The following is a 20,198-nucleotide window of genomic DNA, read 5'->3' on the forward strand; positions in this document are numbered from 1 at the left end:
ACTTAAAATAAAGTATTGATTTTTTGTATCAAAGTGCTAGTATAGCGATATATAATACAGATAAAGATAGGAGTTGTCCCATGATTGAATTTCAAAATGTTAGTAAGTTGTATGGTGATAAAGAGGCCTTGAGTAATCTCAATTTGCAGATTGAAAATGGAGAGATTATGGGCTTGATTGGTCATAATGGGGCTGGAAAATCGACCACTATAAAATCCCTAGTCAGTATCATTTCACCCAGCAGTGGTCGTATTTTGGTAGACGGTCAGGAGTTATCGGAAAATCGCTTGGCTATTAAACGAAAGATTGGCTACGTAGCAGACTCGCCTGACTTATTTTTACGCTTAACGGCCAATGAATTTTGGGAATTGATCGCCTCATCCTATGATCTGAGTAGATCTGACTTGGAGGCTAGTCTAGCTAGGCTATTGAACGTTTTTGATTTTGCTGAAAATCGCTATCAGGTTATTGAAACTCTTTCTCACGGAATGCGTCAGAAAGTCTTTGTCATCGGGGCACTCTTGTCTGATCCTGATATTTGGGTTTTGGACGAACCCTTGACTGGTTTGGATCCCCAGGCCGCCTTTGATTTGAAGCAAATGATGAAGGAGCATGCGCAAAAAGGTAAGACAGTTTTGTTTTCAACTCATGTGCTAGAGGTAGCTGAGCAAGTCTGTGATCGGATTGCTATTTTGAAAAAGGGGCATTTGATTTATTGTGGTAAGGTAGAGGACTTGAGAAAAGACAACCCAGACCAGTCTTTGGAAAGTATCTACCTTAGCCTTGCTGGTAGAAAAGAGGAGGTTTCAGATGCGTCTCACGGTCATTAAAAAATTAGTTGATATCAATATCCTCTATTCATCTCAAGACGCTAATCTGGCTAACCCACGAAAGAAGCAAGCTAAAAATACTGGAAAAAAAGTAAATGTTTCCGCTAGAGTCCTAAGTTCTTACATTTTTTCCAGTCTCTTGATGCTCATCTTTTTTAGTACTATAGCCATTCATTTTCCTTTTGAGGAAATGCCTGTTTATTTTAGTTTCATGGTTGCTATTTTACTAGTGATTGCCTTTTCAACTTCTTTAACTGCATTTTACAATGTCTTTTATGAGAGTAAGGATTTGGCCTCCTATAGTCCCTATGCTTTTAAAGAATCAGAGATTATAATTGCTAAAGGACTGTCTGTCCTCTTGCCAGCTCTAACTGGAATTGTACCAATCCTAGCTTATTTTCTAGCCCTCTATATTAGTCTAGCTCCTTCTCTTTGGCTGGGTTTGCCTTTGATGCTACTGTCCTTGACCTTATTATTTGTCTCTGTTACTTTAGTGACGGTAGTGGCAGTACATTTCTTGGCTCAGACTAGGGTCTTCAGAAAGTATCAGTCTATTTTTTCGAATGTGATGATTGGGATAGGAGTTCTCATACCTTTAATATTTATCTTCTTTCTTCAGTCGACTTTTGGAAGTATTGTTGACAAAGTTAGAGACATTCCATTTCTCCTTTATCCTCTTCATATCTTTTACAAAATAGCAGTGGAGCCTTTTTCAATAGAAGCCATATTGGGTCTGCTCGCTTGGATAGGACTAACTCTCTTCCTGCTTTATCTGACCAAAAAGAAGGTCCTTCCTCGTTTTTATGACGTGATCCTGCTTAATAGTGAGGAGAAGGTCAAAAAAGAACGTCGCAGCAAGGAGAGAATTTCAACCACTAAAAAGGGATTTTTCCGCATGGTTTTACGCTACCACCTCACCCTCTTGGGACAGGGGACTGGCGTGGTTACAGTGCTTTTTACAAGTGCTTTCCTTCCTTATCTCATGATGATCGGTCTGATTTCCAAAATCCGAGATTCTCAGATAGTTCCAGACATTCATCCTCCATACTGGTTACCCTTGTTTTTTATAGCTCTCTTTATAGCAGTTGTCAATAACAATATCACCAGCCTGCCTTCAATTGCCTTGTCCTTGGAGAGGGAAAATGTTGATTTTCTGAAGAGTTTACCCTTTGACTTTGCTCGTTATGTGAAAGTGAAATTTTGGATTATCTTTGCTGTTCAGTCCTTTTTACCAATTCTGACTTTACTTGGTCTTTCTCTATATCTAGGCTTGCCCATCATTTCGATGATTTACCTTATTGTGGCATGGATCCTTGCCAGTGTCATCCTTTCTTGTCACCATTATTTTAAGGATGTGAAAAATCTGTCAACCAATTGGAGTAGCATTACGGACCTGGTGAATCGTTCAAATGGCATAGTCGCCATAGTTTTATTGTTTATTTATAGTGCAATCCTGATGGCCCTTGTAATTGGGAGTATATTCTTGGTTCAGTCTCTCTCCCCTATCCTTGCCATCAGCTTGGGAGTAGGAGCTCTTATCCTCCTGCTTGCTCTTGCTATTTTTGGCTATCATTATTACCTGTCACGCATATTGGCAGAAATAGAAAAAAGATGAGCTGGTTGGTCGCTTGCTTGATAAATTCAGTTCGACAAACGCTTTTATAGTTTGTTAGAATGTAGTTGTAAATGATTAAGATTGGTAATCAAAAATATATAGGGAGGAATGTTTTGAATAAGAAATATAACATAGTTCTATTTTTGTTGTTTATAGTTTATTTATTGGGATATTTTTCAATTTCAAAAACGTTAATTCCTATAATGTGTGTGATCCAAGTATTTTTGATAGAACATATATTTAGAGTTCGAAATAGAATGATGCAGATAGGTGAAATTATAATTATTGTTGCTTCTATAATATTATTTATTGATAGTATATTGAGTTTGTAACAAAAGGCTTCTCTATAAAATCAAATTTTCCAGATACCTATTGAAGCAGATTTATTTCTTCATCTTTCTTCTACTACCTTTGTCACTAAATTTGACAGACACATATTGCTGATTCAACCTCTCTACCTATAATCTCACAGTTAACCTGAGGCTAGTTTCATAGTTTGCTATTTGATTTTCGTTGATAAAAAGAAATGCTCCTCCAAGACGGAAGAGCATTTTTTATTGTGATTCTTACACATTTACTTCCTAGTTTTGCAGGAAGTCTAGTATACCATTTTTTAAAAGAAGAGTAAAAAAGCAAGGGTAGTTTCTTTTTTGAGAATTGTCTAAAAGTTTGATATAATGGTAGTTATGAATAGAATAAGAGTCAGCAAAAGGGTTGAAAAGAAGCTTGCTAAGGGGCTAGTTTTACTAGAAGCCAGTGATCTTGAGAATGTCAATCTTAAGGATCAGGAAGTAGAGGTGCAGGGTCAGGAAGGAAACTTTCTTGGGACTGCCTACCTTTCTCAGCAAAACAAGGGCTTGGGCTGGTTTGTCAGCAAAGACAAGGTGGCCTTCAATCAAACTTTCTTTGAAACGTTGTTTAGAAAAGCCAAAGAAAAGAGAAACGCCTACTATCAAGATGATTTGACAACTGCCTTTCGTCTCTTTAATCAAGAGGGAGATGGCTTTGGAGGTCTGACAGTGGACCTTTATGGCGACTACGCCGTCTTTTCTTGGTATAACTCTTATGTTTATCAGATTCGTCAGACTATATCAGAAGCCTTTAGACAGGTTTTCCCTGAGGTTTTAGGAGCTTATGAGAAAATCCGCTTTAAGGGTTTGGACTATGAATCTGCCCATGTTTATGGTCAAGAAGCACCTGACTTTTTCACTGTTTTAGAAAATGGTGTCCTGTATCAAGTCTTTATGAATGATGGCTTGATGACAGGCATTTTCCTAGACCAGCATGAGGTTCGCGGTAGTTTAGTTGACGGCTTGGCTATGGGTAAATCCTTGCTCAATATGTTTTCCTACACAGCGGCTTTTTCAGTAGCTGCGGCCATGGGAGGAGCTAGCCAGACAACTTCTGTTGATCTAGCCAAACGTTCACGAGAATTGTCTCAAGCGCATTTTCAGGCAAATGGGCTCAGCACAGACGAGCATCATTTTATAGTCATGGATGTCTTTGAGTATTTCAAATATGCCAAACGCAAAGACTTGACCTACGATGTGATTGTCCTAGATCCGCCTAGCTTTGCTCGGAATAAAAAACAAACTTTCTCTGTGGCCAAGGATTATCACAAGTTGATTTCCCAGAGTCTTGAGATTTTAAATCCGGGAGGGATTATCATTGCCAGTACCAATGCTGCCAATGTTTCCCGTCAGAAATTTACAGAACAAATTGATAAAGGTTTTGCAGGAAGAAGTTACCAGATTTTAAACAAATATGGTCTTCCAGCAGATTTTGCCTATAATAAAAAAGATGAAAGTAGTAATTACCTCAAGGTGATTAGTATGAAGGTTAGTAAATGAAATTAATCGTTTCAGTAATGCCAAGAAGTTTAGAGGAGGCTCAGGCTCTGGATGCCACGAGGTACCTGGATGCCGACATCATTGAATGGCGTGCCGACTATCTGCCTAAAGAAGCGATTTTGCAGGTAGCTCCAGCCATTTTTGAAAAATTCGCAGGCCGTGAGTTGGTTTTCACGCTACGAACTCGCTCCGAAGGTGGAGAAATCGACCTTTCTCCAGAAGAGTATATCCATCTAATCAAGGAAGTTGCGCAACTCTATCAACCAGACTATATTGATTTTGAGTACTATAGCTACAAGGATGTTTTTGAGGAAATGCTGGACTTCCCAAATCTTGTTTTGAGTTACCATAATTTCCAAGAAACACCTGAGAACATGATGGAAATCTTGTCAGAGTTGACGATCCTAAATCCAAAACTTGTTAAGGTTGCGGTGATGGCTCACACGGAGCAGGATGTCTTAGACTTGATGAACTATACACGAGGCTTTAAAACCCTCAATCCTGAACAGGAATATGTGACCATTTCTATGGGTAAGGTGGGCAAGGTCTCTCGTATCACTGCGGATGTGACTGGTTCGAGTTGGTCTTTTGCCAGTCTGGATGAGGTTAGTGCCCCTGGGCAGATTTCTCTAGCTAGCATGAAAAAAATCAGGGAGATTTTGGATGAAGCTTGATGGCTATACACGTTTAGCTGCAGTTGTTGCCAATCCTATTAAGCATTCTATTTCTCCCTTCATCCACAATAGAGCCTTTGAGGCGACAGATACCAACGGTGCTTATGTGGCTTGGGAGATTGAAGCGAGTGACTTGGTAGAAACAGTGGCCAATATTCGTCGCTACCAGATGTTTGGCATCAATCTGTCCATGCCCTATAAGGAGCAGGTGATTCCTTATTTGGATAAGCTGAGCGATGAAGCGCGCTTGATTGGTGCGGTTAATACGGTTGTCAATGAGAATGGCAATTTAATTGGATATAATACAGATGGCAAGGGATTTTTTAAGTGCTTGCCTTCTTTTACAATTTCAGGTAAAAAGATGACCCTGCTGGGTGCAGGTGGTGCGGCTAAATCAATCTTGGCACAGGCTATTTTGGATGGCGTCAGTCAGATTTCGGTCTTTGTTCGTTCCGTTTCTATGGAAAAAACAAGACCTTACCTAGACAAGTTACAGGAGCAGACAGGTTTTAAAGTGGATTTGTGTGCTTTAGAATATGTTTCTGAACTGCAAGCAAGGATTGCCGAGTCGGATTTGCTAGTTAATGCCACCAGTGTGGGCATGGATGGCCAATCCTCTCCTGTTCCTGAAAACATAGTCTTACCAGAAACTCTTTTAGTTGCAGATATCATATACCAACCCTTTGAAACACCGTTTTTGAAATGGGCTAGAAGTCAGGGCAATCCAGCAGTCAATGGTCTGGGAATGTTACTCTATCAAGCTGCAGAAGCTTTTCAACTGTGGACAGGCAAGGAAATGCCGACAGAAGAGATTTGGCAGTCTTTAACAGAAAAATACCAATAAAGAAAGGGAAACTCTCCTATGAAAATCAGAATCGATATTCCTCATCATCCTTATGATATTCAGATTGAAAAAGGTTGTATGGCCCAGGCTGGTCAGTGGTTGCGAGAACTCTGGCAACCGCAAAAGGTAGTCATTGTGACAGATAACCATGTAGCCTCTCTCTATGCAGAGAAGGTCAAGCTCAGCCTAGAAGATGCTGGTTTTCAGGTAGCTGTTTTTGATTTCTTAGAAGGTGAAGAAAGAAAGAATTTAACTACTGTTCAGAAAGTCTATGAATTTCTAGTCAAGCAAGGTCTGACTCGTAGCGATGGAATCGTTGCTCTTGGTGGTGGCGTTGTTGGGGACCTGGCTGGATTTGTAGCCTCTACCTATATGCGGGGTATTCACTTTGTTCAGATTCCGACTAGTTTGACAGCTCAGGTTGATTCTTCTATCGGTGGAAAGACAGGCGTTAACACACCATTTGCTAAAAATATGGTGGGGACCTTTGCCCAACCAGATGGGGTTCTGATTGATCCACTTGTTCTTGAAACCCTCGGAAAAAGAGAGTTGATTGAAGGGATGGGTGAAGTTATCAAGTATGGCTTGATTGAGGATCCAGAACTGTGGGCTCTCTTGACGGGACTGAATGGTTCTGTTGAGAGTATTTTGGAACATGCAGAGACCTTGATTGAACATTCTTGTCAGGTGAAGCGCAAGATGGTGGTTGAAGATGAGTTGGACAATGGTATTCGTCTTTACCTCAATTTTGGCCACACTATTGGCCATGCCATCGAAGCGACTGCCGGTTATGGCAAGGTCATGCATGGAGAGGCTGTTGCCATGGGAATGGTACAGATTTCCAAGGTTGCTGAGGAAAAAGGCCTCATGCCAGCTGGCATTACCCAATCTATCACAGAGATGTGTCAGAAATTCGGCTTGCCTGTTGACTATGAAAATTGGGAAGTTGACAAGCTTTATCAGGCTCTTACTCATGACAAGAAAGCGCGTGGTAACACCTTGAAATTGGTCTTGGTGCCAGAGCTTGGTTCAGCGATCATTCACCCAGTTTCTCTGGAAGAGATGAAAGACTACTTGGTAAAATAAGGAGAGTGTATGAGATATTTAACTGCAGGAGAATCACACGGCCCCCGTCTAACAGCTATTATTGAGGGAATTCCAGCTGGACTTCCATTGACAGCTGAGGATATCAATGAGGACCTTAGACGCCGTCAGGGTGGCTACGGTCGTGGTGGTCGTATGAAGATTGAGAGTGACCAGGTTGTCTTTACTTCGGGCGTTCGCCACGGGAAGACGACAGGGGCGCCTATTACTATGGATGTCATCAATAAGGACCACCAGAAATGGCTGGACATCATGTCTGCGGAGGACATTGAAGACCGCCTTAAAAGCAAGCGGAAAATTACTCATCCTCGCCCAGGTCATGCCGATTTGGTTGGGGGGATTAAGTACCGTTTTGATGATTTGCGAAATTCTTTGGAGCGTTCATCAGCTCGTGAAACCACCATGCGGGTGGCAGTTGGTGCAGTAGCCAAACGCCTCTTGGTTGAGCTGGATGTGGAGATTGCCAACCATGTCGTGGTCTTTGGTGGCAAGGAAATCGATGTTCCTGAAAATCTGACAGTCGCTGAAATTAAGCAAAGAGCTGCCCAGTCTGAAGTTTCTATTGTCAACCAAGAACGAGAACAGGAAATCAAGGACTATATTGACCAAATCAAACGTGATGGTGATACCATCGGTGGGGTTGTGGAGACAGTCGTCGGAGGCGTTCCAGTTGGTCTTGGTTCCTATGTCCAATGGGATAGAAAATTGGATGCAAGATTGGCTCAAGCTGTTGTCTCTATCAATGCCTTTAAAGGGGTGGAATTTGGTCTTGGCTTTGAGGCTGGTTATCGTAAAGGCAGCCAAGTTATGGATGAAATTCTCTGGTCTAAAGAAGACGGTTATACTCGCCGTACCAATAATCTAGGTGGTTTTGAAGGTGGTATGACTAATGGGCAACCCATCGTTGTTCGTGGGGTCATGAAACCCATTCCTACTCTTTATAAACCTCTTATGAGTGTGGATATCGAAACCCACGAACCTTACAAGGCAACCGTGGAGAGAAGTGATCCGACTGCTCTTCCAGCTGCAGGAATGGTCATGGAAGCAGTTGTAGCAACGGTTCTGGCGCAAGAAATCCTCGAAAAATTCTCATCAGATAATCTTGAGGAACTAAAAGAAGCGGTAGCCAAACACCGAGACTATACAAAGAACTATTAAGGAGTTCCTATGGCAAAAACAATCTATATCGCAGGTCTTGGGTTGATTGGAGCCTCTATGGCACTTGGTATCAAACGCGATCATCCAGATTATGAAATTTTAGGTTATAATCGTAGTCAAGCTTCGAGAGATATCGCCTTGAAAGAAGGCATGATTGACCGTGCAACGGATGATTTTGCTAGTTTTGCTCCTTTGGCAGATGTCATTATCCTCAGCTTGCCAATCAAACAAACTATTGCTTTCATTAAGGAGTTGGCCAATTTGGATTTGCGAGAAGGCGTTATTATTTCAGATGCTGGTTCGACCAAGTCAACTATTGTGGATGCGGCGGAGCAGTATTTGGCTGGCAAGTCTGTTCGCTTTGTCGGGGCCCATCCCATGGCTGGTAGTCACAAGACAGGGGCTGCTTCGGCAGATGTCAATCTTTTTGAAAATGCCTATTATATCTTTACACCTTCAAGCCTGACAAGTCAGGACACGCTTAAGGAAATGAAGGATCTGCTTTCAGGTCTTCATGCTCGTTTTATCGAGATTGATGCCAAGGAGCATGATCGTGTCACTTCTCAGATTAGCCATTTTCCTCATATTTTGGCTTCTAGTCTCATGGAGCAGACTGCGGTCTATGCTCAAGAGCATGAGATGGCAAGGCGCTTTGCGGCAGGTGGTTTTCGAGATATGACCCGAATTGCGGAAAGCGAGCCAGGAATGTGGACCTCCATTCTCTTGTCCAATAGCGAGACCATTCTGGATAGAATTGAGGATTTCAAGGAACGTTTGGAAGTGATTGGTCAGGCCATTAGTAAGGGAGATGAAGAGCAAATTTGGAACTTTTTTAACCAAGCGCGTGAACAACGCCAGACAATGGAAATCCATAAGCGTGGTGGTGTGGATAGCTCTTACGACCTCTATGTTGACGTTCCTGATGAAGAAGATGTCATCCTGCGGATTTTGGAACTGCTACGTGGAACTTCCTTGGTTAACATCCACATCAACGAGGAAAATCGTGAGGATATTCACGGAATCCTACAAATTTCATTTAAAAATGCTCAAGACTTGGAAAGAGCTGAGCATCTCATAACAGAAAATACCGACTATACAGTCGTCATCAAATAAGGAGAAGAACATGTCAAATATTTACGATAGTGCAAACGAACTCAGTCGCGGTCTACGCGGATTACCAGAATACAAGGCTGTTAAAGCAGCTAAAGATGCGATTGCAGCAGATGCTGAGGCAAGCAAAATCTTTACAGAATATCTTGCCTTTCAAGAGGAAATTCAAAAACTAGCACAGACAGGTCAAATGCCAGATGCGTCCTTCCAAGCTAAGATGGAAGGCTTTGGTAAACAGATTCAAGGAAATAGCCTCTTGTCAGAATTCTTTACCAAGCAACAACAATTGGCCATTTACCTTTCTGACATTGAAAAAATTGTTTTTGAACCAGTTTCAGAATTGCTGAAATAAGAAAAGAACGATCCTAAAGTCAGGAATTTTTAAGGAATTTCTGGCTTTTTATGATAAAATAGGTAAAAGTATTGCAAGTATGAGGTCCAGTATGAAACTAAAAACAAACATTCGCCATTTACATGGTAGTATCCGCGTCCCAGGTGACAAGTCTATCAGCCACCGTTCCATTATCTTTGGAAGTTTGGCTGAGGGTGAGACCAAGGTTTATGATATTCTGCGAGGTGAAGACGTTCTTTCGACCATGCAGGTTTTTCGTGACCTTGGTGTTGAAATTGAGGATAAAGATGGGGTTATTACCATTCAAGGTGTAGGCATGGCTGGCTTAAAAGCGCCACAAAATGCCCTTAATATGGGAAATTCTGGCACCTCGATTCGCCTGATTTCAGGTGTCCTTGCTGGTGCAGATTTCGAAGTAGAGATGTTTGGAGATGATAGTCTTTCCAAACGTCCTATGGACCGTGTGACCCTTCCACTGAAAAAAATGGGCGTCAGCATTTCAGGGCAAACTGAACGAGACTTGCCTCCCCTTCGCTTAAAAGGGACGAAAAACCTAAGACCTATTCATTATGAGTTGCCAATTGCCTCTGCCCAAGTCAAGTCAGCCTTGATGTTTGCAGCCTTACAAGTTAAGGGGGAGTCAGTTATTATCGAAAAAGAGTGCACCCGTAATCATACTGAAGATATGTTGAAACAATTTGGTGGTCATTTAAGTGTGGACGGTAAGAAAATCACAGTCCAAGGGCCACAAAAATTGACAGGACAGAAGGTGGTCGTACCAGGAGATATTTCCAGTGCAGCCTTTTGGTTAGTCGCAGGTTTGATTGTTCCAAATTCTCGTCTAGTGCTGCAGAATGTGGGGATCAACGAAACTCGCACCGGTATTATTGATGTCATTCGTGCCATGGGTGGAAAATTGGAAATAACTGAAATCGATCCAGTCGCTAAATCTGCTACCTTGACTGTTGAGTCTTCTGACTTGAAAGGAATAGAGATTGGTGGCGCTTTGATTCCACGTTTGATTGATGAATTGCCTATTATTGCCCTACTTGCGACCCAAGCCCAAGGTGTAACAGTTATCAAGGATGCTGAGGAGCTCAAGGTCAAGGAAACAGACCGTATTCAGGTTGTGGCAGACGCCTTAAATAGTATGGGAGCAGATATTACTCCTACGGCAGATGGGATGATTATCAAAGGAAAATCAGCTCTTCACGGTGCTAGAGTCAATACGTTTGGTGACCACCGTATCGGCATGATGACAGCTATCGCAGCCCTATTGGTTGCAGATGGAGAGGTGGAGCTTGACCGTGCAGAAGCCATCAATACCAGCTATCCTAGTTTCTTTGATGATTTGGAGAGCTTGATTCATGGCTAAGGTGTTATTAGGGTTTATGGGGGCTGGAAAATCGACTATTGCAAGAGGCTTGGACCCTAATTACCTTGATATGGATGCTCTGATTGAGAAGCGCCTAGGTATGTCCATTGCGAATTTTTTCGCTGAAAAGGGAGAAGCAGCCTTTCGTCAGGTAGAATCAGAAGTCCTAGCTGATTTACTACAAACAGACCAAGTCGTGTCAACTGGAGGAGGAGTGGTTATTTCTCAGAGAAATCGTGACTTACTCAAGACTAATACAGATAACATCTACCTGAAAGCAGATTTTGAAACCCTCTACCAACGTATCGCAGCTGATAAGGACAATCAGCGACCGCTTTTTCTAAATAATAGCAAGGAAGAACTAGTAGCTATTTTTCAAGAAAGACAGGCTTGGTATGAGGAAGTGGCTAGTCGGGTTTTGGATGTGACCAAGCTAAGCCCAGAGGAAATTATAGAGGAACTAAGATGAAAATTGCTTATCTAGGTCCCAAAGGATCATTTTCACACCACGTTGTGCAGACAGCTTTTCCTCATGAGGAATTGCAGGCTTTTGCCAACATTACAGATGTCATCAAGGCTTATGAGCAAGGATTAGTGGACTATTCTGTGGTGCCAGTTGAAAATTCTATTGAGGGTAGTGTTCATGAAACCTTGGACTATCTTTTTCATCAGGCTCACATCCAAGCAGTAGCAGAAATCGTTCAGCCTATTCATCAGCAGTTGATGGTGGTTCCAGGCCATACTAAGATTGAAAAGATTTTTTCACATCCACAGGCCTTGGCTCAAGGAAAGAAATTCATCGATGAACAATATCCAGAGGCTCAAATCGAGGTAACAGCTAGTACAGCTTATGCGGCCCGTTTTATTTCCGAACATCCAGACCAGCCCTTTGCAGCAGTTGCACCTAGAAGTTCTGCTGAAGAATATGGATTGGAACTGATTGCCGAGGATATTCAGGAAATGGAAGCCAATTTCACACGTTTCTGGGTTCTAGGAGCTGAAAAGCCTAGTATTCCCTTGCAAGCACAAACTGAAAAGATGAGTTTGGCCTTGACATTACCTGACAACCTTCCAGGTGCACTTTATAAGGCCCTGTCGACCTTTGCTTGGCGAGGAATTGACTTGACAAAAATTGAAAGTCGTCCACTCAAGACAGCACTGGGTGAATACTTTTTCATTATCGATGTGGATTATACCGATAAGGACTTGGTCCACTTTGCCCAAAAAGAATTAGAAGCGATTGGAATCCAGTATAAAATTCTGGGTGCCTATCCTATTTATCCAATATCAGACCATGGAAAGGAGAGAAGATGAGTAAAGAAAATCCCTTAAGTCATCATGAGCAGTTGCGTTATGATTATTTGCTAAAAAATATTCACTATCTCAATGAGAGAGAAAAAAATGAGTTTGTCTATTTGCAAGAAAAGCTAACTCTTGCTAGGGGAAATAGTAGCTCTAGCTTGGAACAAGAAAGAGAAGAGCAGGTTGACTTACCAAGCTATGCGAACCGGAGTCGCTCACAATCCAAATCACAAGCACTCTCTTTCCCTCCAAAAAAGAAAAGACGGAAGCTCCGTCTTAAACGAATTTTTATGGTGATTTTTTCACTTTTGGTCTGTGTGGCTTTGGCCATGGTATTCATGTTTTTGCGTGGTTACCAAGATGCTAGCGCAAAGAAAACTGCTGATGCCCGGGCAGCTCAAGTAGAAGTCTTTAATGGTCAGGACACTAGAGATGGAGTTAATATTTTAATCATGGGTACTGATGGTCGAATCGGCCAGAACAGTGTTGAGACACGAACTGACTCTATTATGGTATTAAATGTCGGGGGCTCAGATAAGAAAATGAAGCTAGTCAGTTTCATGCGTGATAATTTGGTCTATATAGATGGTTATAGTCAAGTGATTAACGGTAGAAAACAGACAGATAACAAGTTAAACGTAGCCTACGAGTTAGGAGAACAAGAGGGGCAAAAAGGGGCAGAAATGGTTCGCCAAGTCTTGAAAGATAATTTTGACTTGGACATTAAGTACTACGCCTTGGTTGATTTCCAGGCCTTTGCCACAGCGATTGACACGCTTTTCCCTGATGGGGTGACGATTGATGCTCAATTTTCAACATTGAATGGGCGTCCCCTAACAGAAGCTACAGTCGGAGATGATTTATACGCTACCGAGACTGAGTCTCCAACCCAAACCATTAAAGTCGGAAAACAGCAGATGAATGGCTCGACCCTGCTCAATTATGCTCGTTTCCGTGATGATGATGAGGCGGATTACGGCCGTACAAAAAGACAGCAACAAGTTTTAACAGCAATTTTAGAGCAAATTAAAGATCCCACTAAACTTTTCACTGGTTCTGAAGCTCTTGGAAAGGTTTTTGCTATGACCTCAACCAACGTACCCTATACTTTCCTCCTAACAAACGGTTTATCTGTTTTGGATGGAGCAAAAAATGGTATTGAAAAATTGACGATTCCAGAACTGGGTGACTGGGTAGATGCCTATGATGTTTATGGAGGCTTGGGCTTGCTGGTTGATCAAAACAAATATCAAACCAAGCTCGCTCAAATGGGCTTGAGATAAGATAATACTCAATGAAAATTAAAGTGCAAACTAGGAAGCTAGCCGCAGGCTGCTAAAAACACAGTTTTGAGGTTGTAGATAAGACTGACGAAGTCAGTTACCTATACCTACGGCAAGGTGAAGCTGACGTGGTTTGAAGAGATTTTCGAAGAGTATAAGACAGAAAAATCAAAGTTTGATAGCTATTTGGATAGCAGTCAGGCTTTGATTTTTTACAGTCTGCAATAGATTTTCACTCCTTGTTTGTGGTATAATGAAACGATACGATAGAAAGAATAATGAACAATATGACTGATTTAAAAGCAATTCAGGCTCGTAGTCTGGAGATGGCTGAATATTTTGTGGCCTTTTGTAAAGAACATGATTTGCTCTGTTATCTCTGTGGCGGAGGCGCTATTGGTGCCCTTCGAAACAAGGGATTTATTCCTTGGGACGACGACCTAGACTTTTTTATGCCTCGTAAAGATTATGAGAAATTAGCAGAATTATGGCCTCGTTATGCAGATGAACGTTATTTCTTGTCAAAGAGTCACAAGGATTTTGTTGATCGTAATCTTTTTATTACCATTCGTGACAAGGAAACCACCTGTATCAAGCCTTATCAGCAGGATTTGGATTTGCCACATGGTCTGGCCTTGGATGTTTTGCCTTTGGATTATTATCCGAAAAATCCAGCTGAGCGGAAAAAACAGGTTCGTTGGGCCTTGATTTATTCACTCTTTTGTGCGCAAACTATTCCAGAAAAGCATGGTGCTCTCATGAAATGGGGAAGTCGCATTTTACTGGGTTTGACTCCAAAATCTCTCCGTTATCGCATCTGGAAAAAAGCTGAGAAAGAAATGACTAAGTATGATTTGGCTGATTGTGATGGCATTACAGAATTATGCTCAGGTCCTGGCTACATGAGAAACAAGTACCCAATCACGTCTTTTGAAGACAATCTTTTCTTGCCATTTGAAGGAACAGAGATGCCTATTCCAATCGGCTATGATGTCTATCTCAGAACTGCTTTTGGGGATTATATGACGCCTCCACCAGCAGACAAGAAGGTACCGCATCATGATGCTGTCATCGCTGATATGGATAAGTCTTATACAGAATACAAGGGAGAATATGGTGGCTAAGAAAAAAATCTTATTTTTTATGTGGTCTTTTTCTCTTGGAGGTGGTGCAGAGAAGATTCTATCAACCATTGTTTCAAATCTGGATCCAGAAAAGTATGATATTGATATTCTTGAAATGGAGCACTTTGACAAGGGATATGAATCTGTTCCAAAGCATGTACGCATTTTAAAATCCCTTCAAGATTATCGCCAAACCAGATGGTTACGAGCTTTTTTGTGGAGAATGAGAATTTATTTTCCAAGACTGACTCGTCGTTTGCTTGTAAAAGATGATTATGATGTTGAAGTTTCTTTTACCATTATGAATCCACCACTGTTGTTCTCTAAAAGAAGAGAAGTCAAGAAGATATCTTGGATTCATGGAAGTATTGAAGAACTTCTTAAGGATAGCTCTAAAAGAGAATCACATAGAAGCCAGTTGGATGCTGCGAATACAATTGTAGGGATTTCAAAAAAGACCAGCAATTCTATCAAGGAAGTTTATCCAGATTATGCTTCTAAATTACAGACAATCTACAATGGATATGATTTTCAGACTATTCTAGAAAAATCTCAAGAGAAGATCGATATCGAGATTGCTCCTCAAAGTATCTGTACTATCGGACGGATTGAGGAAAATAAGGGTTCTGACCGTGTAGTGGAAGTGATACGATTATTACACCAAGAGGGAAAAAACTATCATCTCTATTTTATCGGGGCTGGTGATATGGAAGAGGAACTGAAAAAACGAGTCAAAGAGTATGAGATTGAGGACTATGTACATTTCCTTGGTTATCAAAAAAATCCTTATCAGTATTTATCTCAGACGAAAGTTCTCTTGTCTATGTCTAAACAAGAAGGCTTTCCTGGAGTGTATGTGGAGGCCTTGAGTCTGGGACTCCCTTTTATCTCTACGGACGTTGGAGGGGCTGAGGAATTATCCCAAGAAGGACGATTTGGACAAATCATTGAGAGCAATCAAGAGGCAGCTCAGGCGATTACTAATTACATGACTTCTGCCTCAAACTTTAATGTCGATGAGGCTAGCCAATTCATTCAACAATTTACAATTACAAAACAAATCGAACAAGTAGAAAAACTATTAGAGGAGTAGCATGGAAACTGCATTAATTAGTGTGATTGTGCCAGTCTATAATGTGGCGCAGTACCTAGAAAAATCGATAGCTTCCATTCAGAAGCAGACCTATCAAAATCTGGAAATTATTCTTGTTGATGATGGTGCAACAGATGAAAGTGGTCGCTTGTGTGATTCAATCGCTGAACAAGATGACAGGGTGTCAGTGCTTCATAAAAAGAACGAAGGATTGTCGCAAGCACGAAATGATGGGATGAAGCAGGCTCACGGGGATTATCTGATTTTTATTGACTCAGATGATTATATCCATCCAGAAATGATTCAGAGCTTATATGAGCAATTAGTTCAAGAAGATGCGGATGTTTCAAGCTGTGGTGTCATGAATGTCTATGCTAATGATGAAAGCCCACAGTCAGCCAATCAGGATGACTATTTTGTCTGTGATTCTCAAACATTTCTAAAGGAATACCTCATAGGTGAAAAAATACCTGGGACGATTTGCAATAAGCTAATCAAGAGACAAATTGCAACTGCCCTATCCTTTCCTAAGGGGTTGATTTACGAAGATGCCTATTACCATTTTGATTTAATCAAGTTGGCCAAGAAGTATGTGGTTAATACTAAACCCTATTATTACTATTTCCATAGAGGGGATAGTATTACGACCAAACCCTATGCAAAGAAGGATTTAGCCTATATTGATATCTACCAAAAGTTTTATAATGAAGTTGTGAAAAACTATCCTGACTTGAAAGAGGTCGCTTTTTTCAGATTGGCCTATGCTCACTTCTTTATTCTGGATAAGATGTTGCTAGATGATCAGTATAAACAGTTTGAAGCCTATTCTCAGATTCATCGTTTTTTAAAAGGCTATGCTTTTGCTATTTCTAGGAATCCAATTTTCCGTAAGGGGAGAAGAATTAGTGCTTTGGCCCTATTCATAAATATTTCCTTATACCGATTCTTATTACTGAAAAATATTGAAAAATCTAAAAAATTACATTAGAACGGGGGTGACCAAGTGATTGATGGGAAACGATTATTATTTAGTTTGACCATAGTCAGTTATACCTTGACGCTAGTAAGTGGAATTGTGTATCTGTTTAATAATAATAATGTTAGCTTACTTTCTACTTTATTGTTCTTGTTGGTTAGTAGCTTAATTGCTTGTTGGAATGATATCAAGTATTACTTAATCCATTTTATTTTCTATTTAACCATTTTTGTATTTCTGGTATCAAGACCGACCATTGATTATTTTAGGGATGGTGCTTTGGATACCTATCATCCAATAGCCTATCGTTTTGCCTTTATAGTTGTCATGGTTTCGATTCTGGGCTTGACCACAGGAGGCGTCCTGGCTCGTTACTTCATAGCTAGGAAGAAAATAAAAGTAGCAAATATAGGAAATTCTCTAAAAGAGGTTTATATCAAGCGGTTACGCTTTGTATCACTAGGAGTTTTTCTTCTAACCTATCCTTTCTATTTCATTCGGTTATTTGAACGGCTCTTGTATCGTTTGCAGACTTCCTACTATGCCTACTATGCAAATTTTGAAAGTAAACTGCCTTATTTTACCTACATTTTGTCTACCTTTACGGTCTATGCAATGTGTATGTATCTGGCAACCAAGCCAAAGAAATTGCAGGCCACAGCAGTGCTTGTCTCCTTTATTGCAGCTAATACTATTCATTTGGCAATTGGGACACGAAATCCCTTTATTTTAAGTATTTTATTTGCTTTTGTTTATTACTTTATGCGGGAGCAAACTGAAAAAGGAAAATGGATTGGGTTTAAAGAAAAGTTAGCGATTTTTGTAGGTTCTCCTATTCTCATGTTAGCGATGGGAGTACTTAATTATGTACGGGATAATGTCCAAGTTTCCCATACAGGTTTCTGGGATATCTTACTTGACTTTATCTATAAACAAGGAACTAGTTTTGGTGTTCTGGCTCGAGGTTTTCTATTTAACAGTAGCCTCCCTTACCGAGATTTCCGTAATTTTACTTTTGGTCCTGTTCTTGATTATTTTGCAAGGGGGAGTTTGGGAGCCATTTTCGGAGGAAAAGCCTTTGAACATACAACCAATAGTGTGGAACTAGCTATTGATAGTAATAGTTATGCCCACAATCTATCCTATCTTGTCTTGAACAAGGAATACTTGAAAGGGCATGGTATCGGAAGTAGTTATATCATGGAGTTGTATACCGACTATGGTATGATTGGAGTCTTTCTGCTTAGTTTCTTACTCGGCGTATTATTTATAGCCATGCTGCAAGTAGCCTATCGCTCAAGGACAATCCTATTTGCTTTATCCCTACTCATCTTGAATAATCTATTCTTTATGCCAAGAAGCAGCTTTTCAGAAAGTTTCTTCAATTTATTTACAATGCAATTCTGGGGAATTGTTCTTGTGATTATATTTGTAGCAAAAATGCTTACAAAGGAAAACTAGTATCTACTAAACAAAGGAGAAAAAAATCATGTTTGAACATTATTCAGTAGCTGATTTGTTTGCAAATCTTTATAAAAAGCGAAAAGCAAATATTTTAGCTCTCATCGCTTTATTTGCTCTCATTGCTGTACCATTTACAATTAAAGCAGTTAGGAATAAAAACACTGTCAAAGATACAACAAGTTATTCAACTTATCTTATCTATAAAATCACTCCTCCAAAAGAGTCGGCCAAAACGATTTTGAATCATCAAATTGGTGGTTATAGTGATTTTTATGGGAAATTGATTGATGGTAATTTGAATGGAGCTTATCTTTTCAATGATGTAGAACCCAGTGAGTTGAAAAAAATTGCCAGTGAATTAGACACGACAGAAACAACCTTGAAAAATTCAACGAATGACTATTGGTGGAAAAAATTGACCGTCTACTATATGATTGACGATGCAGGGGTTGGTGTGAAAATTTTGACATCAAGTAAAGATGCCAATGACTTGTTAGAGAAAAAAATTGATGGGTTGATTGAGAAATTTAAACATGCCTATGCAAATGTGAAAATTGAAAAACTGGAAACCATCAACTCTAAAGAATTGAACGCAAATGGTGAAACAGCGCTTGGCTTAAATGTGAAAAATCTGATTCTTCGTTTAGTTGTTATTGGAGTGGTTTGTGTGATTTTGGTTGTGATGGGAAATGTGTTAGTTTATCTCTTTAATCCAACAATCAATAGAGTAGGTGATTTTTCTCAGTATCAAATTGATTTTGTAACAGAGATTACAACAATTGCTAACCTAGCAGATGTTTTGTCATACAAAAATACTGGACAGGAATTGACCATCGTTAGCTCAAATAAAGCTATCCTAGATAAATTGAAACAGAGTCAAGAAGCTTTAAAAGGAATGCATTTTGTAGATTTACAGGATGTATCATCTCTTTTGGAAAGAGATACAGTCCTTCTTGTTGAAGAGTACGGAGTGACTCGTTATAAGAAATTTGAGCAAAGTCTTCAAATTCTCAGAAACTTAAATCGTTCTATCCTCGGTGTAGCAACCTTTAAATTATAAGTATTCTGATGTATAAGGTCTTCAAAATCGGCTAAGAGCCGATTTTGAAGGCTTTTTCTATCTGTCTGCAGAAATTTTCTTTTGGAGTCTCCTATAGAAAGACCCTAGGGAAAATCTATCCGTATAGAGGAGCCTTCTTTTGATAAAATCGTAAAAATCTAGTATAATAGATAGAACTGAAAGTATGAGGTTACTAGCAATGAAAATGAAACAAATTAGTGATACAACTTTAAAAATCACGATGTCTTTAGAGGATTTGATGGATCGTGGAATGGAGATTGCTGACTTTCTCGTTCCTCAAGAAAAAACAGAAGAGTTCTTTTATGCTATCTTGGATGAGCTAGAGATGCCTGATAGCTTTCTGGATACAGGCATGTTGAGCTTCCGTGTGACTCCAAAACCTGATAAGGTAGATGTCTTTGTGACCAAGTCAAAGATTGACCAAAATCTAGATTTTGAAGACTTATCGGATTTGCCAGATATGGAAGAATTGGCTCAAATGTCTCCAGATGAATTTATCAAAACCCTGGAAAAAAGCATAGCAGACAAAACCAAGGATGATATCGAAGCCATTCAATCTCTTGAGCAAGTTGAAGCCAAGGAAGAAGAGCAAGAGCAGGCTGAACAAGAAGCTGAGAGTAAGAAAGAACCTTACATCTACTACATCCTTTCTTTTGCTAAGTTGGCTGACTTGGTAGCTTTTGCCAAGACAGTGACTTTTGAAATGGAAACTTCTGAACTCTACAAAATGAACGAGCGCTATTATTTGACCATTTTAGTGGATATTGAAAATCATCCAAGCCCATATCCAGCTTGGCTGTTGGCCCGTATGCGCGAGTTTGCAGACGATAGTGATATCAGTCGCTCAGTCTTACAAGAGTATGGTCAAGTCTTGATGAGTCACGATGCAGTGCTCAATCTGCAAAAAATCGGCTAATCCTTTCTGGAAAGCTATTTTCAGATTTTAAGAAGAGCGAATCGTCT

20 protein-coding genes are annotated in these 20,198 nt (G+C 40.2%); all 20 read left to right on the top strand.

The genetic code is table 11. From position 1 onward, the window contains the following. Positions 1 to 80 precede the first annotated feature (80 nt). The 20 genes from AT689_RS07150 (at position 81) to mecA (ending at position 20,151) form a co-directional block, all read left to right on the top strand. The gene (locus AT689_RS07150; protein WP_000569193.1) at positions 81 to 830 is read left to right on the top strand and encodes an ABC transporter ATP-binding protein; all 750 of its coding nucleotides are present in this window, start codon (positions 81 to 83) and stop codon (positions 828 to 830) included. Continuing rightward, a complete protein-coding gene (locus AT689_RS07155) occupies positions 811 to 2,445 on the top strand; it encodes a hypothetical protein (protein WP_001241495.1) in 1,635 nt (544 codons plus the stop codon). Before AT689_RS07150 ends, AT689_RS07155 begins: the two co-directional genes overlap by 20 nt. A gap of 71 nt (positions 2,446 to 2,516) precedes the next feature. Then, positions 2,517 to 2,777, top strand: a complete 261-nt coding sequence (locus tag AT689_RS13695; protein WP_000590369.1) for a hypothetical protein — start codon at positions 2,517 to 2,519, stop codon at positions 2,775 to 2,777. Between the two features lie 354 nt (positions 2,778 to 3,131). After that, entirely contained in the window at positions 3,132 to 4,295 is a 1,164-nt protein-coding gene (locus AT689_RS07160; RefSeq protein ID WP_012677105.1) for a class I SAM-dependent rRNA methyltransferase, read from the top strand. Beyond that, on the top strand, positions 4,292 to 4,969 hold the full coding sequence (gene aroD, locus AT689_RS07165) for a type I 3-dehydroquinate dehydratase (protein WP_000767762.1): 678 nt from the start codon (positions 4,292 to 4,294) through the stop codon (positions 4,967 to 4,969). Before AT689_RS07160 ends, aroD begins: the two co-directional genes overlap by 4 nt. Continuing rightward, entirely contained in the window at positions 4,959 to 5,813 is an 855-nt protein-coding gene (locus AT689_RS07170) for a shikimate dehydrogenase (protein ID WP_000762500.1), read from the top strand. Before aroD ends, AT689_RS07170 begins: the two co-directional genes overlap by 11 nt. A gap of 18 nt (positions 5,814 to 5,831) precedes the next feature. Further along, on the top strand, positions 5,832 to 6,899 hold the full coding sequence (aroB, locus tag AT689_RS07175; protein ID WP_000702169.1) for a 3-dehydroquinate synthase: 1,068 nt from the start codon (positions 5,832 to 5,834) through the stop codon (positions 6,897 to 6,899). 9 nt (positions 6,900 to 6,908) lie between these two features. Further along, a complete protein-coding gene (gene aroC / locus AT689_RS07180) occupies positions 6,909 to 8,075 on the top strand; it encodes a chorismate synthase (protein ID WP_001269872.1) in 1,167 nt (388 codons plus the stop codon). A gap of 9 nt (positions 8,076 to 8,084) precedes the next feature. After that, positions 8,085 to 9,188: a prephenate dehydrogenase gene (locus AT689_RS07185; protein WP_001140486.1), complete on the top strand. Its 1,104-nt coding sequence runs from the start codon at positions 8,085 to 8,087 to the stop codon at positions 9,186 to 9,188. A gap of 10 nt (positions 9,189 to 9,198) precedes the next feature. Further along, entirely contained in the window at positions 9,199 to 9,537 is a 339-nt protein-coding gene (locus tag AT689_RS07190) for a YlbF/YmcA family competence regulator (protein WP_000065990.1), read from the top strand. 91 nt (positions 9,538 to 9,628) lie between these two features. Beyond that, positions 9,629 to 10,912, top strand: a complete 1,284-nt coding sequence (gene aroA / locus AT689_RS07195) for a 3-phosphoshikimate 1-carboxyvinyltransferase (RefSeq protein ID WP_001844515.1) — start codon at positions 9,629 to 9,631, stop codon at positions 10,910 to 10,912. After that, positions 10,905 to 11,381: a shikimate kinase gene (locus AT689_RS07200; protein WP_001151380.1), complete on the top strand. Its 477-nt coding sequence runs from the start codon at positions 10,905 to 10,907 to the stop codon at positions 11,379 to 11,381. The genes aroA and AT689_RS07200 overlap by 8 nt, the downstream gene beginning before the upstream one ends. Further along, positions 11,378 to 12,226: a prephenate dehydratase gene (pheA, locus tag AT689_RS07205; protein ID WP_000686405.1), complete on the top strand. Its 849-nt coding sequence runs from the start codon at positions 11,378 to 11,380 to the stop codon at positions 12,224 to 12,226. The genes AT689_RS07200 and pheA overlap by 4 nt, the downstream gene beginning before the upstream one ends. Continuing rightward, entirely contained in the window at positions 12,223 to 13,497 is a 1,275-nt protein-coding gene (gene psr, locus AT689_RS07210; protein ID WP_000032358.1) for a polyisoprenyl-teichoic acid--peptidoglycan teichoic acid transferase Psr, read from the top strand. The genes pheA and psr overlap by 4 nt, the downstream gene beginning before the upstream one ends. Positions 13,498 to 13,775: 278 nt before the next feature. Next, complete coding sequence (locus AT689_RS07215; RefSeq protein WP_001061975.1) at positions 13,776 to 14,621, top strand: LicD family protein; 846 nt, start codon at positions 13,776 to 13,778, stop codon at positions 14,619 to 14,621. Continuing rightward, positions 14,611 to 15,714: a glycosyltransferase gene (locus AT689_RS07220; protein ID WP_000225903.1), complete on the top strand. Its 1,104-nt coding sequence runs from the start codon at positions 14,611 to 14,613 to the stop codon at positions 15,712 to 15,714. The genes AT689_RS07215 and AT689_RS07220 overlap by 11 nt, the downstream gene beginning before the upstream one ends. A gap of 1 nt (position 15,715) precedes the next feature. Then, complete coding sequence (locus AT689_RS07225; RefSeq protein WP_000446977.1) at positions 15,716 to 16,702, top strand: glycosyltransferase family 2 protein; 987 nt, start codon at positions 15,716 to 15,718, stop codon at positions 16,700 to 16,702. A 15-nt stretch (positions 16,703 to 16,717) separates the two neighbouring features. After that, positions 16,718 to 18,151 carry an O-antigen polysaccharide polymerase Wzy family protein gene (locus AT689_RS07230; RefSeq protein ID WP_001813454.1) on the top strand — a complete coding sequence of 478 codons (1,434 nt, stop codon included), beginning with the start codon at positions 16,718 to 16,720 and terminating at the stop codon, positions 18,149 to 18,151. A gap of 28 nt (positions 18,152 to 18,179) precedes the next feature. Beyond that, entirely contained in the window at positions 18,180 to 19,214 is a 1,035-nt protein-coding gene (locus AT689_RS07235; RefSeq protein WP_000461502.1) for a hypothetical protein, read from the top strand. A gap of 199 nt (positions 19,215 to 19,413) precedes the next feature. Beyond that, positions 19,414 to 20,151: an adaptor protein MecA gene (mecA, locus tag AT689_RS07240; protein ID WP_000782676.1), complete on the top strand. Its 738-nt coding sequence runs from the start codon at positions 19,414 to 19,416 to the stop codon at positions 20,149 to 20,151. The last annotated feature ends 47 nt before the right edge of the window (positions 20,152 to 20,198 follow it).

The sequence above is a fragment of the Streptococcus pneumoniae genome (genome assembly GCF_001457635.1).
Classification (GTDB): domain Bacteria; phylum Bacillota; class Bacilli; order Lactobacillales; family Streptococcaceae; genus Streptococcus; species Streptococcus pneumoniae.

Bases quoted from the DNA above. Each gene is read 5' to 3' on its own strand.
- aroC (WP_001269872.1), top strand. From the start codon at position 6,909: ATGAGATATTTAACTGCAGGAGAATCACACGGCCCCCGTCTAACAGCT.
- AT689_RS13695 (WP_000590369.1), top strand. From the start codon at position 2,517: ATGATTAAGATTGGTAATCAAAAATATATAGGGAGGAATGTTTTGAAT.
- AT689_RS07160 (WP_012677105.1), top strand. From the start codon at position 3,132: ATGAATAGAATAAGAGTCAGCAAAAGGGTTGAAAAGAAGCTTGCTAAG.
- AT689_RS07150 (WP_000569193.1), top strand. From the start codon at position 81: ATGATTGAATTTCAAAATGTTAGTAAGTTGTATGGTGATAAAGAGGCC.
- AT689_RS07220 (WP_000225903.1), top strand. From the start codon at position 14,611: ATGGTGGCTAAGAAAAAAATCTTATTTTTTATGTGGTCTTTTTCTCTT.
- aroD (WP_000767762.1), top strand. From the start codon at position 4,292: ATGAAATTAATCGTTTCAGTAATGCCAAGAAGTTTAGAGGAGGCTCAG.
- AT689_RS07200 (WP_001151380.1), top strand. From the start codon at position 10,905: ATGGCTAAGGTGTTATTAGGGTTTATGGGGGCTGGAAAATCGACTATT.
- AT689_RS07225 (WP_000446977.1), top strand. From the start codon at position 15,716: ATGGAAACTGCATTAATTAGTGTGATTGTGCCAGTCTATAATGTGGCG.
- AT689_RS07215 (WP_001061975.1), top strand. From the start codon at position 13,776: ATGAACAATATGACTGATTTAAAAGCAATTCAGGCTCGTAGTCTGGAG.
- AT689_RS07185 (WP_001140486.1), top strand. From the start codon at position 8,085: ATGGCAAAAACAATCTATATCGCAGGTCTTGGGTTGATTGGAGCCTCT.
- mecA (WP_000782676.1), top strand. From the start codon at position 19,414: ATGAAAATGAAACAAATTAGTGATACAACTTTAAAAATCACGATGTCT.
- aroB (WP_000702169.1), top strand. From the start codon at position 5,832: ATGAAAATCAGAATCGATATTCCTCATCATCCTTATGATATTCAGATT.
- pheA (WP_000686405.1), top strand. From the start codon at position 11,378: ATGAAAATTGCTTATCTAGGTCCCAAAGGATCATTTTCACACCACGTT.
- aroA (WP_001844515.1), top strand. From the start codon at position 9,629: ATGAAACTAAAAACAAACATTCGCCATTTACATGGTAGTATCCGCGTC.
- AT689_RS07155 (WP_001241495.1), top strand. From the start codon at position 811: ATGCGTCTCACGGTCATTAAAAAATTAGTTGATATCAATATCCTCTAT.
- AT689_RS07235 (WP_000461502.1), top strand. From the start codon at position 18,180: ATGTTTGAACATTATTCAGTAGCTGATTTGTTTGCAAATCTTTATAAA.
- psr (WP_000032358.1), top strand. From the start codon at position 12,223: ATGAGTAAAGAAAATCCCTTAAGTCATCATGAGCAGTTGCGTTATGAT.
- AT689_RS07190 (WP_000065990.1), top strand. From the start codon at position 9,199: ATGTCAAATATTTACGATAGTGCAAACGAACTCAGTCGCGGTCTACGC.
- AT689_RS07170 (WP_000762500.1), top strand. From the start codon at position 4,959: ATGAAGCTTGATGGCTATACACGTTTAGCTGCAGTTGTTGCCAATCCT.